The sequence below is a fragment of the Erwinia sp. MYb375 genome, assembly GCF_037479175.1.
In the GTDB taxonomy this organism is placed as follows: domain Bacteria; phylum Pseudomonadota; class Gammaproteobacteria; order Enterobacterales; family Enterobacteriaceae; genus Erwinia; species Erwinia rhapontici.
The window spans coordinates 180,544-195,749 of the sequence record NZ_JBBGZS010000022.1 but is presented as its reverse complement, the minus strand read 5'-3'; the positions used below and the strand labels follow the sequence as shown (position 1 = coordinate 195,749).

General features: G+C 55.1%; 15 protein-coding genes. 5 read left to right on the top strand and 10 right to left on the bottom strand.

All coding sequences use genetic code 11. The features are described 5' to 3' along the window. Positions 1 to 378 carry a Co2+/Mg2+ efflux protein ApaG gene (gene apaG / locus WH279_RS12915; protein WP_133842332.1) on the top strand — a complete coding sequence of 126 codons (378 nt, stop codon included), beginning with the start codon at positions 1 to 3 and terminating at the stop codon, positions 376 to 378. 14 nt (positions 379 to 392) lie between these two features. Continuing rightward, positions 393 to 1,220 (top strand): bis(5'-nucleosyl)-tetraphosphatase (symmetrical) ApaH, encoded by an 828-nt coding sequence (gene apaH, locus WH279_RS12910; protein WP_200641672.1) that lies wholly within the window; start codon positions 393 to 395, stop codon positions 1,218 to 1,220. Positions 1,221 to 1,266: 46 nt separating this feature from the next. Here the strand turns inward: apaH and folA are convergent, their stop codons facing one another. Further along, complete coding sequence (gene folA, locus WH279_RS12905; RefSeq protein WP_171149235.1) at positions 1,267 to 1,749, bottom strand: type 3 dihydrofolate reductase; 483 nt, start codon at positions 1,747 to 1,749, stop codon at positions 1,267 to 1,269. Positions 1,750 to 1,939: 190 nt separating this feature from the next. On the opposite strand from folA, the gene WH279_RS12900 reads away from it, so the two are divergent. Further along, the gene (locus tag WH279_RS12900) at positions 1,940 to 2,554 is read left to right on the top strand and encodes a LysE family translocator (RefSeq protein ID WP_167863357.1); all 615 of its coding nucleotides are present in this window, start codon (positions 1,940 to 1,942) and stop codon (positions 2,552 to 2,554) included. Positions 2,555 to 2,599: 45 nt separating this feature from the next. Here the strand turns inward: WH279_RS12900 and WH279_RS12895 are convergent, their stop codons facing one another. The 6 genes from WH279_RS12895 to WH279_RS12870 form a co-directional block, all read right to left on the bottom strand. Further along, the gene (locus tag WH279_RS12895) at positions 2,600 to 3,676 is read right to left on the bottom strand and encodes an ABC transporter ATP-binding protein (protein WP_339457035.1); all 1,077 of its coding nucleotides are present in this window, start codon (positions 3,674 to 3,676) and stop codon (positions 2,600 to 2,602) included. A 5-nt stretch (positions 3,677 to 3,681) separates the two neighbouring features. After that, complete coding sequence (locus WH279_RS12890) at positions 3,682 to 4,509, bottom strand: carbohydrate ABC transporter permease (protein WP_133842336.1); 828 nt, start codon at positions 4,507 to 4,509, stop codon at positions 3,682 to 3,684. Positions 4,510 to 4,519: 10 nt separating this feature from the next. Continuing rightward, a complete protein-coding gene (locus WH279_RS12885) occupies positions 4,520 to 5,443 on the bottom strand; it encodes a carbohydrate ABC transporter permease (protein WP_339457032.1) in 924 nt (307 codons plus the stop codon). A 65-nt stretch (positions 5,444 to 5,508) separates the two neighbouring features. After that, positions 5,509 to 6,795: an ABC transporter substrate-binding protein gene (locus WH279_RS12880; protein ID WP_339457030.1), complete on the bottom strand. Its 1,287-nt coding sequence runs from the start codon at positions 6,793 to 6,795 to the stop codon at positions 5,509 to 5,511. Positions 6,796 to 6,817: 22 nt separating this feature from the next. After that, positions 6,818 to 7,975, bottom strand: coding sequence for a PLP-dependent transferase (locus tag WH279_RS12875; RefSeq protein ID WP_339457028.1), 1,158 nt, complete (start codon positions 7,973 to 7,975; stop codon positions 6,818 to 6,820). Then, positions 7,956 to 8,675 carry a FadR/GntR family transcriptional regulator gene (locus tag WH279_RS12870; RefSeq protein WP_167863356.1) on the bottom strand — a complete coding sequence of 240 codons (720 nt, stop codon included), beginning with the start codon at positions 8,673 to 8,675 and terminating at the stop codon, positions 7,956 to 7,958. Before WH279_RS12870 ends, WH279_RS12875 begins: the two co-directional genes overlap by 20 nt. Before the next feature lie 372 nt (positions 8,676 to 9,047). Between WH279_RS12870 and WH279_RS12865 the strand changes: the two genes are divergently transcribed. Both WH279_RS12865 and WH279_RS12860 read left to right on the top strand, forming a co-directional pair. Next, on the top strand, positions 9,048 to 9,290 hold the full coding sequence (locus WH279_RS12865) for a toxin (protein ID WP_339457025.1): 243 nt from the start codon (positions 9,048 to 9,050) through the stop codon (positions 9,288 to 9,290). Between the two features lie 4 nt (positions 9,291 to 9,294). Beyond that, the gene (locus tag WH279_RS12860) at positions 9,295 to 9,612 is read left to right on the top strand and encodes a helix-turn-helix domain-containing protein (RefSeq protein WP_159336876.1); all 318 of its coding nucleotides are present in this window, start codon (positions 9,295 to 9,297) and stop codon (positions 9,610 to 9,612) included. Positions 9,613 to 9,684: 72 nt separating this feature from the next. Here WH279_RS12860 and WH279_RS12855 read toward each other — a convergent pair whose 3' ends face one another. The 3 genes from WH279_RS12855 to carA form a co-directional block, all read right to left on the bottom strand. Then, entirely contained in the window at positions 9,685 to 10,428 is a 744-nt protein-coding gene (locus WH279_RS12855) for an acid phosphatase (RefSeq protein WP_339457023.1), read from the bottom strand. A gap of 204 nt (positions 10,429 to 10,632) precedes the next feature. Continuing rightward, positions 10,633 to 13,857 (bottom strand): carbamoyl-phosphate synthase large subunit, encoded by a 3,225-nt coding sequence (gene carB / locus WH279_RS12850; RefSeq protein WP_339457021.1) that lies wholly within the window; start codon positions 13,855 to 13,857, stop codon positions 10,633 to 10,635. Between the two features lie 18 nt (positions 13,858 to 13,875). Next, the gene (gene carA, locus WH279_RS12845) at positions 13,876 to 15,012 is read right to left on the bottom strand and encodes a glutamine-hydrolyzing carbamoyl-phosphate synthase small subunit (protein ID WP_200641678.1); all 1,137 of its coding nucleotides are present in this window, start codon (positions 15,010 to 15,012) and stop codon (positions 13,876 to 13,878) included. Positions 15,013 to 15,206 lie beyond the last annotated feature (194 nt).

Here is a 15,206-nt window from a genome sequence, read left to right as displayed (position 1 = left end):
ATGAACGATACGCCCAAAGTCTGTGTTCAGGTACAAAGTGCCTATATTGCGTCACAGTCTGCACCTGAAGAAGAACGTTATGTGTTTGCTTACACCATCACGATACGTAATCTGGGGCGTATCCCGGCTCAGCTCATTGGCCGTTACTGGCTCATCACTAACGGTAACGGCCGTGAAACCGAAGTCCAGGGCGAAGGTGTGGTCGGCGAGCAGCCGCACATCGAGCCTGGCGGCGAGTTTCAGTACACCAGCGGGGCCGTTCTCGAAACCCCGATGGGCACCATGCAGGGTCACTATCAGATGATCGATGCCAACGGCGAACCGTTCACCGTTGATATCCCGGTCTTCCGCCTGGCGATTGCCACTCATATTCACTAACCCGGCCTTTTTGCATGAGCACTTATTTAATCGGTGATGTCCACGGTTGCTACGAAGAATTGCGATCGCTTCTTAACCAGGTCGCCTTCGATCCTCAGGTTGATCAGCTCTGGCTGACCGGCGATCTGGTCGCGCGTGGGCCTGCTTCGCTTGAAGTTCTGCGTTATGTTCGTTACCTCGGGGACTGCGTAAAAATGGTGCTGGGCAATCATGACCTGCATCTGCTGGCGGTGTACGCCGGTATCAGTCGCAATAAACCTAAAGATCGCATTACACCGCTGCTGGAAGCCCCTGATGCTGACCTGCTGATCAACTGGCTACGCCGCCAGCCGCTGTTACAGGTTGATGAAGAAAAAAAACTGGTGATGGCCCACGCCGGGATCACTCCACAGTGGGATATCGAGACGGCGCAAAGCTGCGCGCGTGAAGTGGAAGCAGTCCTCAGCAGCGATACGTATCCGCTGTTTCTGGATGCGATGTATGGCGATATGCCCAACAACTGGACACCGGAACTCAGCGGTCTGGCGCGTTTACGCTTCAGTACCAATGCTCTGACGCGAATGCGTTACTGCTTTCCGAATGGTCAGCTGGATATGATCGCGAAAGAAGCCCCGGACAGCGCTCCCCCACCGCTAAAACCCTGGTTCACCATTCCCGGACCAGTATCGAATGATTACACCATTGCGTTCGGTCACTGGGCATCGCTGGAAGGAAAAGGAACGCCGGAAGGGATTCTCGCCCTTGATACCGGTTGTTGCTGGGGAGGAACATTGACAATGCTACGCTGGGAAGACAAGCGGGTGTTTGTGCAGGTATCAAACCGGAAAAGCGAAATATTGTAAAAGACATCGTTGTTGTACGGGTCGGGCATACCCGACCCGTATTATTTTAACGACGGTCTAAAATCTCAAAGCAGAAACTGTGCGAGTTTTTCTCATCAGCATCATGGAACTCGCTGAAGGTTGACTGCCACTCATCCGGCTCGTAGTCCGGGAAATGCGTATCCCCTTCCACTTCAGCATCAATGTGCGTCAGATACAAACGGTCAGCACGTGCCAGCATCTGCTCATAAATACGCCCGCCGCCAATCACCATCAGCTCTTCCACATCACCTGCGGTTTTTAACGCCTCATCAATAGAGGTCACCCAGGTCACACCGTCGGCATCCCCTTTACGGCTGCTGATCACGATATTCAGGCGGCCTGGCAACGGGCGTCCAATGGATTCCCAGGTACGGCGCCCCATGATTACGGGTTTATTCAGAGTATGCTTCTTAAACCATGCAAGGTCGGCCGGCAGATGCCATGGCATGGCATTTTCCATCCCAATCACACGGTCGGCCGCAAGGGCCGCAATCAGGCTAATCATCATATAAAACTCAGCAGGGGGTAAAATTGGCGCCATCATACGGAAAGGCGAAACTTTCGTCGATAGCTAACCAGAGGATATTCAGTAAAGGTTTTACAGGTTATCGGTTGCGTCACCTTCTGCCTGTTTTACCCCCACATAAACCCCGGAGGCATGATAGAATCCGCGACTCGTTCAGCTAAAGACTTTCGTTATGTTAGAAACCAGTTTATTTGTCGCCACCATTGCGGCGCTCGGGATGCTTTCTCCCGGCCCAGACTTTTTCCTGATTATCAAAAATGCTGCCCGCTACCGCCGCAGCGCGGCCATGATGACCGCGATGGGCGTGAACTGCGCCGTTGCCACGCATATGGCTTATTGCGTTGCCGGGCTGGCCGTGGTGATCACCACCACGCCGTGGCTGTTTATGCTGCTGAAATATGCCGGTGCCGGTTACCTGATTTATATCGGTATCCAGGCACTGCGTTCCCGTGGCAGCAGTAAAATGGATCTCAGTAACGTGGCCCCTGAGCACACCTCGCTGAAGAAAGCCTTTATGCAGGGTTATCTGTGCAACTTGCTGAACCCCAAAGCCACGCTTTTTTTCCTGTCGATCTTTACCCAGGTACTGAGTGTTAATTCCAGCGTGCATGAAAAGCTGTTGTATGCGGGCATTATCCTCGGCCTGTCGACGCTATGGTGGCCGCTATTGGTGGTGCTGATCCAGAGCGCCCCGGTGCGTCGTGGGCTGGCCAAAGCCCAGCGCATCGTTGACAAACTGCTGGGTGGCGTACTGATTGCACTGGGGATTAAAGTCGCGCTGTCGTAGGGGTCAGGCACGCCTGACCCGGTGTGGGCTATATATAGCCCGCACCTACAGCCGCACCTGACTGTCCGCATCAAACAGCAGCACGCGATCCACATCGATCTTCATCCCTACCGTCTCCCCTGCCCGGCAGCCCGAACGCAAAGTGCTGTAGATCATCACCGGCTCACCGTACAGGGTTCCGTGGATCAGCTCGGATAAGCCTGTCGGTTCGATCAACGACACCTGTAACGGCAACGCCCCTTCATCCGCCAGATCGCATAACGTGATATTTTCCGGGCGGATGCCGTACGTCACCGCCTTCCCCTGTGGCAGCAAGCCGCGCTCGCTCAAGGGTAGCACCAACGGTGCGCTAACCTCGACGCAAGGACCACGATCCCCGGCACGCACGGTACCGCTGATAAAGTTCATCGGCGGTGAACCGATAAAGCTCGCGACGAATTTATTCGCCGGTGTGTCATACAGCTCCAGCGGGCTGCCTACCTGCTGGATCACACCGTGATTGAGCACCACAATCCGATCTGCCAGCGTCATGGCCTCTACCTGATCGTGGGTCACATAAACAATGGTGTTATTCATTTGCTGATGCAGCTTTTTGATCTCCACGCGCATCTGACCGCGCAGCTGGGCATCAAGGTTCGACAGCGGCTCATCGAACAAAAAGACCTGCGGCTGCCGCACAATCGCCCGCCCCATCGCCACGCGCTGGCGCTGGCCGCCGGATAACTCTTTTGGCCGCCGGTCGAGTAAATGCGTCAGGCTGAGGATCTCCGCCGCACGCTGCACCGCGGCCTCAATTTCTGCTTTGGGCCGCTTTTGTACTTCCAGGCTGAAGCCCATATTGCGCGCCACGGTCAGGTGCGGATAGAGCGCATAGCTCTGAAACACCATGGAAATATCACGATCTTTCGGTGCCACCTCGTTCATCAGCCGCGTGCCAATACGGATGTCACCGCTGCTCGCCAGTTCCAGTCCGGCAATGGTGCGCAGCAGCGTCGACTTCCCGCAGCCCGAAGGCCCCACCAGCACCACAAACTCACCGTCGGCGATGGTCAGGTTAATATCGCGCAGCACTTCAACATTGCCGTACTGCTTCTGGATTTGTCGCAGAGAAATTTGAGCCATCAGGATTATCCTTTTACTGCGCCAGCCGTCAGCCCCTGGATCAGGTAGCGCTGAATGAAAGCGAAAAACAGACAAGCGGGGATCAGCGCCAGCACGGCGGCGGCCATCATATCTCCCCAGGAAACGGCGAATTTCGACACGAAGCTCAGCAACCCCACCGGGAAGGTCATCACATCGTTTTGGTTGATCAGCATCAGTGAGAACAGCAGCTCACTCCACGCGGCAGTGAAGACAAATCCCAGCGTGGCGGCCATGCCCGGCAGTGTCAGTGGCACCAGTACGCGGTACAGCGCCTGAAAACGCGTGCAGCCTTCCAGCATGGCGGACTCTTCCAGATCTTTCGGGATTGCATCGAAAAATGACTGCATCAAAAAAGTGGCAAACGGCACGTTAAATGCGCTGTAAACCAGGATCAGGCCCAGCAGGCTGTTGGTCAGCCCGAGCGGTGCCATCACTTTGTAGATTGGGGCCAGGATCATCACCAGCGGGAACATCTGCGTAAACAGCAGCAGCGCCGCCATCACCGTTTTTCCACGGAAACCAAAGCGTGAAAACGCGTAGCCCGCAGCCGCTGCCACCACCGTCGACAAACCCGCAGTGCCAAACGACACAATCAGACTGTTAGTAAAGAAGGTCGGGAAATCGCTCTCCACCAGCACGCGCTTAAAATGGTCAAGAGTCAGCGCAGCCGGCCACATTGTCACCCCTTCGCTGAACAACAACGCGTCGGGCGTAAAGGCAATTTTAATCACCCAGTAGAGCGGGAACAGCGCAAACAGCAGGTAGAACAGGATACCGGCGCGGTGCCCAATCAAACGTAAAAGTGCGTTCATCGACCTCTCCTTATTTCAACAACTGATGGCGAATACGCAGTAACACCAATGCATAACAGGTCATCAGCACCAGCAGGAACACCGCCATCGCTGAGGCGTAACCAAAGTCGAGCTTGCGGTAGGCAGTGGTAAAGATGTAGCTGGAGAGAATCGAGGTGGATCCCGCAGGGCCACCGTCGGTCATCACCACGATCAGGTCGGCAAAGTTGGCAATCCAGATGGTGCGCAGCATGACGGTAATCGCAATCATCGGTGCAAGAAATGGCAGCGTGACGCGCTTAAACTGCTGCCAGCCGCTGGCACCGTCCATGGATGCCGCCTCGTAGAGATCTTTTGGAATGGATTGCAACGCTGCCAGCAGGGTGATGGCAAAAAACGGAATACCAAACCAGACGTTAGCAATCACGGGGCCGTATAACGCGAGGGTGGGATCGGACAGGATGTTGTACGGTTCGCTGATCAGATGCAGATCTACCATCCAGTGCGGCAGAATACCGATCACCGGATTCAGCAACCATGACCACGTCAGACCGGAGAGAAACGCAGGCACCGCCCACGGCAGGAATACCAGTGCCTGTGCCCAGCGCCGTAACGGGAATTCGCGGTTTAGCAGCAGCGCCAACCCCAGACCAAGGAAGAATTGCAACGTCAGCGAGGTCAGCGTCCAGTTCACCGTATGGCCCAGCGCCTTAAAGAAACGTCGGTCATCGAACATAGTGCGGAAATTATCCAGACCGACCCAGCCACTGTCCATCGGGTTCAGCAGTTGGATATTCTGGAAGGCATACGAGATGCCAATCATCATTGGTACAAAAATAAACAGCCCTATCAACACCAGCGTTGGGGTGAGGTAAAGCCAGGGTTCCGCCAGCCTACGCAGGCGCAAAAAGCGTGGCGCTCGATCGGCGGGTTCGGTGGTGGCGTCAAGCATCATAGGGCGTCTCCGGTATGAGGTTGGCGGGGGGCCGATCGTCTGTTCCGATCGGCCCGATCACCAGGTTATTGCGCAGCCAGCCAGGCTTTCTGCTCTTTTGTCAGATACTTCGCCCAGTCCTGAACCATCGATTCGGTGTCGTTCTGGTCGAGTAATGTTTCCTGGCTGCTCTCTTTGACGATCACCGAGTTAAAGTAGCCCCAGCCTTTCAGATGGGTCGGCATGGTCAGCGGCACATATTTCGGGTCATTCAGTTCGGCGAACCAGCCTGCGAACTGCGGTGAATGGTAGTAAGGGTCGCTTTCTGCGCCTTTATAGATGGGCAGCGTACCGACGAACTTCGACCAGGTGAGGTTGTTCTCTTTGTTACTGAGGAACTGGATCAACTGCCAGGATTGATCCTTCTGTTTCGCCTGCTTAAACACCGACCAGCCGGTATAACCTATCGTCGGGAAGGCTTTACCCGCTGGCCCCACCGGCATCGGTGCTACCGCGAAATCGTCCGCTGGCATGCTGTTTTTAATTGCGATCAGCGCATCCGGATCCTGGTCAAGCATCGCGCATTTACCCGAGTAGAACCCGGATACGATCTCGTTAAAGCCCCAGTTCACACTGTCTTTCGGTGAGCCGCCGCTTTTGTACAAATCCACCAGCAGCTGTGCGCCCTTCAGTGCACCAGGCTGGGTGAGCGTACTGTTACCCTGCTTATCGAAGAAGTCTGGAGAGCCGTTCATCGCTGCCATAAACATCATCCAGGCATTGGTGCCGCCAACGCCGCCACGCATGCAGTAGCCGCTGATGCCATTACCCAGTGCGGTAATTTTCTTCGCGTCCGCGACGAACTCGTCCATGGTTTTCGGTGCTTCGCTCAGCCCGGCCTGCTGGAACAGCTTCTTGTTCCAGAACAGGGCGCGCAGATAGAAACCGTACGGCACCATCGTGGCTTTACCGTTGGCGGCACGCGCCATCGTCAGCGCTTTATCCGTCAGCTCTGGTGTGTTTTGCCAGCTTTTCAGGCGTGGCTCAAGATCCTCCAGCATATTGTTACTGGCATACAATCCCTGCCAGGTATCCGGCATCTCCACCACATCCGGCACCTGCCCGCTTTGCAGCATGGTGCCCAGTTTTTCAAACGCCTGGCCCCACGGCAGCGAGATCACTTCAATTTCCGTATCCGGATGCTGTTTTTTATACTCCGTCAGCATGGTTTGCAGCACGGCTGTTCGCGCCGGGCTGGTGATCACTTCCACCAGTGTCAGCTTAGTGGCGGCGATAGTGCCGAAGGCGGTGGTCATTCCCAGGGTCAATACCACGCTTTTGAATAATGCAGAGCGCAAAGGATGTTGCATCATACTGTCCTCTTGTCGGGTGAAGTTAGCGGGCAGCAGCAATCGCCTGCTGCAAGTCGAGCCACAGGTCATCGGTCTCTTCCAGGCCGATAGAAATACGGACAACACGCGGTGACACGCCAAAATCGCGCGCCGAGTTAAACTCTCCGGCCTGATTCAGCACCGAAATAGCCGGCATCACCAGGCTCTCGAAGCCGCCCCAACTGACGCCCATATGGAACAGATTCAGGGCATTACAGAAACGCGGAATATCCACCGAGTCATCGAGTTCGAAGGAGAACAGGCCGCTGTAACCACTCAGTGTTGAGAAGGGCTGCGGGTCCAGCCCTGGGTGATAAGCCCGGGTGACCTGTGGATGGTCCAGCAGTTGCTGCGCAATCGTCAGGGCGCTGTGATGGTGCTGGCGCATACGCAGTGGCAACGTGCGCAGGCCGCGGATCAGCAGCCAGGCTTCGTTGGCAGAGAGCTTACCGCCGAGGAAAGGGCTGACGTCGCGGGTAATCGCCGTGATGCGCTCACGGCTGGCAATCACCAGCCCGGCCACCACATCGCTGTGGCCACTGATATATTTCGAGGCAGAATGCACCACAATATCCACGCCCAGGGTCAGCGGTTTCTGGAACAGCGGCGATGCCCAGCTGTTATCAATCATCGTGGTCACGCCATAACGTTTGGCCAGAGCGACCAGCGCACGCAGATCCTGCTCGCCCATCACCCAGCTGCTCGGGCTTTCAAGATAGAGCAGCGTTGCCCCCGGCAGCGCGGCTTCTACCGCCGCGAGAGAATCACCGTCTACAAACTCGCTGTTGATGTTAAAACGCTGGCAGAAGCCACGTAGAAAGCGATAGGTATCCGGATAAACGTGGTTGATACACACCACTTTATCGCCCGGTGACACCACGCTGAGAATGGCGTTACTGATGGCCGCCATCCCGCTACTGAAGGCCAGACAGGCTTCCCCCTGTTCCAGCAAGGCCACTTTGTCCTGCAACGCTTTGACCGTCGGGTTGTCCACGCGTGAATAGAGCGGCTGGTCACTGTCACCGCGAAAACGGGCGATCATGCTGTCGTAGTCGCTGAAGCTGAACAGAGACGACTGGTAAATCGGTGGCGATACCGCGCCTTTATCATGGCGGACATCGTGCGTTAGCTGGGTCTGGTCTTTATATTTTTCTGGCTGCATGGATCACGTCCTTCATGTCACGTTCGGTGATATCGAGAATTAAATGGCTGACGCGCCTCGCCTCAATGGCGTCACGGCGTGCAATGGCCTCGAACAGCGTGCGGTGCAACGGAAAGGAGTCGCTGAACAGCGCCTGTTCGGGGGGAGATTCGAAGAACGCGTGCAGGGTGTCGTACAAACCGACCACCATATGCAGCAGCAACGGGTTATGGGCGGCCTGATAGATGCTGGCGTGAAACGCCCAGTCTTCAGCCCCGGCTGAACCAATGGAAAGATGCACCCGCTCCATCTCCACCAGCCGCTGTTCAATCAGCAGCAGGTCTTCACGGCTGGCGCGGATCGCCGCCAGGCCACAGGATTCGGCCTCGATGATGCGCCGCACCTCCAGCGCATGCAGCATGTTCTGTGAGTCGTTCTTAAAGCGCAGGGAGAGGAAACTGTCATTGCTGGTGACTTCGGCATGCAGGAAGGTGCCGCTGCCTTTGCGGCGCACAATAATGCCCAGTGCCTCCCAGCGTTTCAGCGCTTCACGTACCGTATTACGGCTCACCCCCAGTTGCTCTGCCAGTACACGTTCTGGCGGCAGACGTTCACCAATCTGAGTCCCGGACTGCGCCACATAGCGCGTCAGCGCATCCAGCACCAACACATCGCTGTGCTGTACCGCTATCGGTGACAAACTGGCGTTCAATGATGACATGCTGCCCCCTGATAAATTGGCCCAACAACTCAACCTCTTTCAGGTAAGGCAATTTTGATGCCATAAAATCAATCAATTGATTTATATGGTTTTATTTTATAAATAAGCAAATCTTCTGAGCGTTAACAGTGCAAGTTTGCGAGGCGTTGCGCAGGGATTGAGCAAGCCCGGGACATATCAGCAGGAAGGAGGCAAAATCATCAGGTTCAAAAAACCAACAAAATTCACTTGAACTAACTCATTATTGGGGATAGTTTAAGCCCATCAGGAGATACAGCAGTGGATGCTATCTTTATTGAACTTCCGCCTTTCGCACGTCACCGTGCCGATTCTTTTTCTGACAATGCATTTCGCAGTTTGCAGAATCTGTTAATGCTCTGTCCCACCTGCGGTGATGTTATCCAGCACACCGGAGGGCTGCGTAAACTCAGAGTAGGCGATGCCCATCGCCATAAGGGAAAACGCGGAGGTTCACGGGTGATTTATTACTGGTGGCAGGAACAGGCACACTTTCTGCTGTTCACTTTTTACAGCAAAGGAGAGGCAAGCGATCTCTCCCCGGCACAGCGCGACAGCTTACGTTCGCTGCTGGCAAACCTGACTAAAGGAGGGTGATTTTATGGAAAAACGCGATCTTTACCATGAACTGGTCGAGGGGTTTACCGCGCTGGCTGAACATCACCAGGGCAAGAAAACGCTGAAAACGCATCGCCTGGCGGCAAAAGCTGAGGTGGTACTTGCCCCGGAGGAATTACGCACTATCCGTGAAAACTTACAGCTTTCTCAGGCGGTCTTCGCACAGTACTTACAGACTGGATTAACCACCTATCAGAACTGGGAGCAGGGGCGGGCAAAGCCGAATAAACAGGCCATTTTGCTGATCCGCTTAATTGAAAATGAGTCTACTACGCTGGAAATACTGGCAAAACTGGCTTAAGAAAAGGTCACCGGAAAACAATCTCTCAAAGGGCGACCGGAAAAAAGGTCGCCCACTACGGGGGATATTCGTTTAAAGCGCGCTGCCTTTCAGACGCGTGAATTCATCTTTGGCTTTTTGCAACTGGCTGACAAAGGTCGGTTCCGCGTGCAGACGTGCCACAATCGCCGAGGCCACCACGCGAGCCGCGGTGACGTCACTCTGCCAGTGATAGCCGCAAATCACCCGGCTCTGGCCCATCTCATAGCCACGTTGCAGAATTTGCCCCTGGCGGTCAGTGTTGATCTCTGCCAGTACCAGCGCCGTCGCCCAGCCTATCGTGGTGTGCCCTGAAGGGTAAGAACCGTTGGTGGAAAGTTTGCCTTCGTCATCGGAACGGCAGGTGGCTTCATGATAGAAAGCAAAAGGACGGATGCGCATGTAGTGTTGCTTGGCGCTGCGCGTCGCGAGGTCACCCGCGTCTTCACGCATTTTCTTCACCAGGCGGTACTGCTCCGGCGTTTTCTCTTTGCTGATGGTCAGACCGTAAGCGTCGGAAAATGCCTCTGCCACCCCGTCCCCTTCGACATGAGCGTCTTTCCAGGCCTGCTTGCCTCTTGGCGTGTTACGCAGCATTTTGCCCGCATCATACTGGGCTTTGTCATTCAGGAATTCGATGCTGTCCATCGCCGGAGGAGGCGGAAGTAGTGCCAGGCTATCAATGGATTGCGACTCTTTCAGGAAGTAAACGTCAGGTTCGGTGGTGACATCTTTGGCCGCATACGCAGATTGAGCCATTACCGCTCCCACCAGCATCGCCAGAACAATTTTTTTCATGGTTAATTTCCCTATAATCATTGGTGTAAAAAATGGCTGTATTTCAATAGATAATGTAAAACCCAGCGCCAGTCATCCTAACGAACCCTGACAATGCTGCAACCTGTGCGATCACAAAACCGATAATCATAAACGACTTTCGCCGAATCGCGCCCAAAAAAAACCCCGCCGAGGCGGGGTTTGTTGCTGTCAGGATGACCGGCGTTAAGCGTTGATCTGCGCGTGCATTTCCTGCACGGAGATCACCTGCTCAGTGGCGCTGGCATTCAGTGACGTGGTGGTGGCGAAAGCACCATTCAGCGTGGTGTCGTAGTGCACCTTGTACTGCAACGCACTGCGGCGGATGAGCTTGGAATCCTCAATCGCCTGGCGGCCTGCGGTGGTGTTAACGATATAGGCGTACTCGCCGTTTTTCACCCGATCCTGAATATGCGGACGACCTTCATGCACCTTATTCACCTGGCGCACCTCAATCCCGGCAGTTTTCAACACCTCAGCAGTACCCGCGGTAGCATCCAGTTCAAAACCAGAATCCTGCAGGCGACGAGCCAGCTCAACGATGCGTTTCTTATCGCCTTCGCGCACTGACAGCAGCGCACGGCCACTTTTCTTCATGTTGCTCTGTGCACCCAGCATCGCTTTGCAGAAAGCTTCTGCGAAGGTACGGCCCACACCCATCACTTCCCCGGTGGAACGCATTTCCGGGCCAAGGATAGGGTCAACGCCCTGGAACTTGTTAAACGGCAGCACCACTTCTTTCACCGAGTAATACGGCGGGATGATCTCTTTTGTCATACCCTGTGCAGCCAGCGTTTTGCCCGCCATCACGCGTGCGGCAACCTTCGCCAACGGCATCCCGGTCGCTTTGGAGACAAACGGTACAGTACGTGCAGCACGTGGGTTCACCTCAATCAGGTAAACCTCGTTGTCTTTCACCGCAAACTGCACGTTCATCAGGCCGCGTACACCCAGTTCAAAGGCCAGTTTTTTCACCTGGTCGCGCATCACATCCTGGATTTCCTGGCTCAACGTATACGCTGGCAGTGAACAGGCTGAGTCACCGGAGTGAACGCCCGCCTGCTCAATGTGTTCCATAATGCCGCCAATCAGCACCTGCTCACCGTCACAGATGGCATCTACGTCAACTTCGACGGCGTCATCCAGGAAACGGTCCAGCAGAACCGGCGCATCGTTAGAGACGGAAACCGCCGTGTTGAAGTAGCGCTTCAGGTCGATTTCATCGTAAACGATTTCCATCGCACGGCCGCCCAGCACATAAGATGGACGCACCACCAGCGGGTAGCCAATCAGCGCTGCTTTTTCGACGGCCATTTCAATGGCGGTCACGGTGGCGTTGGCCGGCTGTTTCAGACCCAGGCGATCAACCGCCTGCTGGAAACGCTCACGATCTTCTGCACGGTCAATGGCATCCGGGCTGGTGCCGATAACCGGCACGCCTGCGGCTTCCAGCGCACGCGCCAGTTTCAGTGGCGTCTGGCCACCGTACTGTACGATCACCCCCTTAGGCTTCTCGATGCGCACGATTTCCAGCACATCTTCCAGGGTCACCGGCTCGAAGTACAGACGGTCGGAGGTGTCGTAATCGGTAGAGACGGTTTCCGGGTTACAGTTGACCATAATGGTTTCGAACCCGTCTTCGCGCAGCGCCAGTGAGGCGTGTACGCAGCAGTAGTCGAACTCAATGCCCTGACCGATACGGTTTGGACCACCGCCCAGCACCATGATTTTGTCACGGTCCTGGTTAGGGTTCGCTTCGCACTCTTCTTCATAAGTGGAGTACATGTAGGCCGTATTCGTGGAGAACTCTGCCGCACAGGTATCAACACGTTTGTAGACCGGGTGCAGGTTATGCTGCTCACGCAGCGCACGGATTTCAGCTTCAGAGACACCGGCCACATCGGCCAGGCGTGCGTCGGCAAAACCTTTACGCTTCAGGGCACGCAGGAAGTCATAGTTCAGGCCGTTAATGCCCTGTTCTGATACCTGCTGTTCCAGCTTCACCAGCTCTTCAATCTGGACCAGGAACCAGCGGTCAACGTTGGTCAGCGCGAAGACATCTTCCACGCTCATCGCAGCACGGAAGGCATCAGCGATGTACCAGATGCGGTCGCAGCCAGCATCTTTCAACTCGCGACGGATGGTCGTCAGCGCTTCCGGGTCGTCAAGGCCCACTTTCGGGTCAAAGCCATGGGCGCCCACTTCCAGACCGCGCAGGGCTTTCTGCATCGATTCCTGGAAGGTGCGACCAATTGCCATCACTTCACCCACAGATTTCATCTGTGTGGTCAGGCGGTCATTGGCACCGGCAAATTTCTCGAAGTTAAAGCGAGGGATCTTCGTCACAACGTAGTCGATGGACGGCTCGAAGGAGGCCGGAGTCAGGCCACCGGTGATGTCGTTGGTCAGCTCATCCAGCGTAAAACCGACGGCCAGCTTGGCGGCGATTTTCGCAATCGGGAAACCGGTCGCTTTGGATGCCAGCGCTGAAGAACGTGATACGCGCGGGTTCATCTCAATGACAATCAGGCGACCATTTTCCGGATTTACCGAGAATTGTACGTTTGAACCGCCGGTTTCCACACCGATCTCACGCAGTACCGCCAGCGAGGCGTTACGCATAATCTGGTACTCTTTGTCGGTCAGCGTCTGTGCTGGCGCAACCGTGATGGAGTCACCGGTGTGAATACCCATGGCATCGAAGTTTTCAATCGAGCAGACAATGATGCAGTTGTCGTTTTTATCACGCACCACTTCCATCTCGTACTCTTTCCAGCCAATCAGCGACTCATCAATCAGCAGCTCATTAGTCGGTGACAGGTCGAGGCCACGCTCGCAAATCTCTTCAAACTCTTCGCGGTTGTAAGCGATACCGCCGCCTGTGCCACCCATGGTGAATGACGGACGGATAATGCACGGGAAGCCCACGTCAGCGGCAACCGCCAGCGCTTCTTCCATCGTGTGTGCGATACCGGAACGCGCAGTGTCGAGGCCGATTTTCTTCATCGCGACGTCAAAACGACGACGATCTTCCGCTTTATCGATCGCATCAGCGGTGGCACCGATCATCGTGACACCAAATTCAGCCAGCACGCCCTGACGTTCCAGCTCCAGCGCACAGTTCAGCGCAGTCTGGCCGCCCATGGTTGGCAGCACGGCATCCGGGCGCTCTTTCTCAATGATTTTGCGCACCACTTCCCAGTGGATAGGTTCGATATAGGTCGCATCGGCCATATCCGGGTCGGTCATGATGGTGGCCGGGTTGGAGTTCACCAGGATAACGCGGTAACCCTCTTCGCGCAGCGCTTTACACGCCTGAGCACCCGAATAGTCAAATTCGCAGGCCTGGCCGATAACAATCGGGCCAGCACCGAGGATCAGGATACTTTTTATGTCTGTACGTTTTGGCATTGTCTTTCTCTCCCGATCTTATTTCGCAGCTTTAATCAGTTCGATAAAATGATCGAACAAGGGGGCGGCATCGTGCGGGCCAGGGCTGGCTTCCGGGTGGCCCTGGAAGCTGAAGGCTGCTTTATCGGTGCGGTGAATACCCTGTACCGTATGGTCAAACAGTGAGGTATGGGTCACACGCAGATTAGAAGGCAGCTGGCTGTCGTCAACGGCAAAACCGTGGTTCTGGGCGGTAATCATCACGGTATTGTTATCGTGATCTTTCACCGGGTGGTTACCACCGTGGTGACCCAGTTTCATCTTCACGGTTTTGGCACCGCTGGCCAGCGCCAGTAACTGGTGGCCGAGGCAGATACCGAACACCGGAATGTCGGTTTCCAGCAGGCGTTTAATCGCCGTAATCGCGTAGTCACACGGCTCCGGGTCGCCAGGGCCGTTAGAGAGGAACACCCCGTCCGGATTCAGCTTCAGTACATCTTCCGCGGAAGTCTGTGCTGGAACAACGGTCAAACGGCAGCCGCGATCCACCAGCATACGCAGGATGTTACGCTTCACGCCGTAATCATACGCGACAACATGGAAAGGCAGGTCTGCATCAGTCTTCGGCGCAGGCAGCTCACCTTCCAGCGTCCAGCTCCCCTGCAGCCACTGATACGCATCCTTAGTGGTCACTTCTTTTGCCAGGTCCATACCTTTCAGGCCCGGGAACGCTTTGGCTTTTTCCAGTGCGACAGCGGCATCCAGCGCATCGCCCGCGATGATACAGCCATTCTGTGCCCCTTTTTCGCGCAGCAGACGGGTCAGCTTACGCGTATCGATATCGGCAATAGCGACAATGTTGTGGCGAGTCAGGTAATCAGACAGGCCTTCTTCATTACGGTAGTTGCTGGCAATCAGTGGTAAATCACGGATAACGAGGCCCGATGCATGTACCTGAGAAGATTCTGCGTCAGCGGAGTTGGTGCCGACATTGCCGATATGGGGATAAGTAAGAGTGACGATCTGGCGGGAATAGGAAGGATCAGTGAGGATTTCTTGATAACCGGTCATTGACGTGTTGAAAACAACTTCTCCCACTGCCGACCCGGTTGCCCCGATGGCCCGACCGTGGAATTGGGTTCCGTCTTCCAGAACCAATAGCGCTGACTTAATCAAAACATCCTCCAGGGAATAAACAGTCACAATATATGCATATTAATTCAGGAATGACCCCGAAATCAATGCAAAAACTGCCTGACTGCTCAGTTTTTGGCAAATTGGGCGCATTCTAATGATCGCCCTCTCTATTGTCTACCCTGTGAGGATGTTTTTCTGCGTTTTTTAACTAACTGAGCGTAAATCCGGAAGAT

Excerpts from the sequence above, each read along its gene's own strand:
- WH279_RS12900 (WP_167863357.1), top strand. The coding sequence starts at position 1,940 with ATGTTAGAAACCAGTTTATTTGTCGCCACCATTGCGGCGCTCGGGATG.
- WH279_RS12870 (WP_167863356.1), bottom strand. The coding sequence starts at position 8,675 with ATGTCATCATTGAACGCCAGTTTGTCACCGATAGCGGTACAGCACAGC.
- apaG (WP_133842332.1), top strand. The coding sequence starts at position 1 with ATGAACGATACGCCCAAAGTCTGTGTTCAGGTACAAAGTGCCTATATT.
- WH279_RS12865 (WP_339457025.1), top strand. The coding sequence starts at position 9,048 with ATGCTCTGTCCCACCTGCGGTGATGTTATCCAGCACACCGGAGGGCTG.
- WH279_RS12895 (WP_339457035.1), bottom strand. The coding sequence starts at position 3,676 with ATGGCTCAAATTTCTCTGCGACAAATCCAGAAGCAGTACGGCAATGTT.
- WH279_RS12880 (WP_339457030.1), bottom strand. The coding sequence starts at position 6,795 with ATGATGCAACATCCTTTGCGCTCTGCATTATTCAAAAGCGTGGTATTG.
- WH279_RS12890 (WP_133842336.1), bottom strand. The coding sequence starts at position 4,509 with ATGAACGCACTTTTACGTTTGATTGGGCACCGCGCCGGTATCCTGTTC.
- folA (WP_171149235.1), bottom strand. The coding sequence starts at position 1,749 with ATGATGATTAGCCTGATTGCGGCCCTTGCGGCCGACCGTGTGATTGGG.
- apaH (WP_200641672.1), top strand. The coding sequence starts at position 393 with ATGAGCACTTATTTAATCGGTGATGTCCACGGTTGCTACGAAGAATTG.
- WH279_RS12860 (WP_159336876.1), top strand. The coding sequence starts at position 9,295 with ATGGAAAAACGCGATCTTTACCATGAACTGGTCGAGGGGTTTACCGCG.
- WH279_RS12855 (WP_339457023.1), bottom strand. The coding sequence starts at position 10,428 with ATGAAAAAAATTGTTCTGGCGATGCTGGTGGGAGCGGTAATGGCTCAA.
- WH279_RS12875 (WP_339457028.1), bottom strand. The coding sequence starts at position 7,975 with ATGCAGCCAGAAAAATATAAAGACCAGACCCAGCTAACGCACGATGTC.
- carB (WP_339457021.1), bottom strand. The coding sequence starts at position 13,857 with ATGCCAAAACGTACAGACATAAAAAGTATCCTGATCCTCGGTGCTGGC.
- WH279_RS12885 (WP_339457032.1), bottom strand. The coding sequence starts at position 5,443 with ATGATGCTTGACGCCACCACCGAACCCGCCGATCGAGCGCCACGCTTT.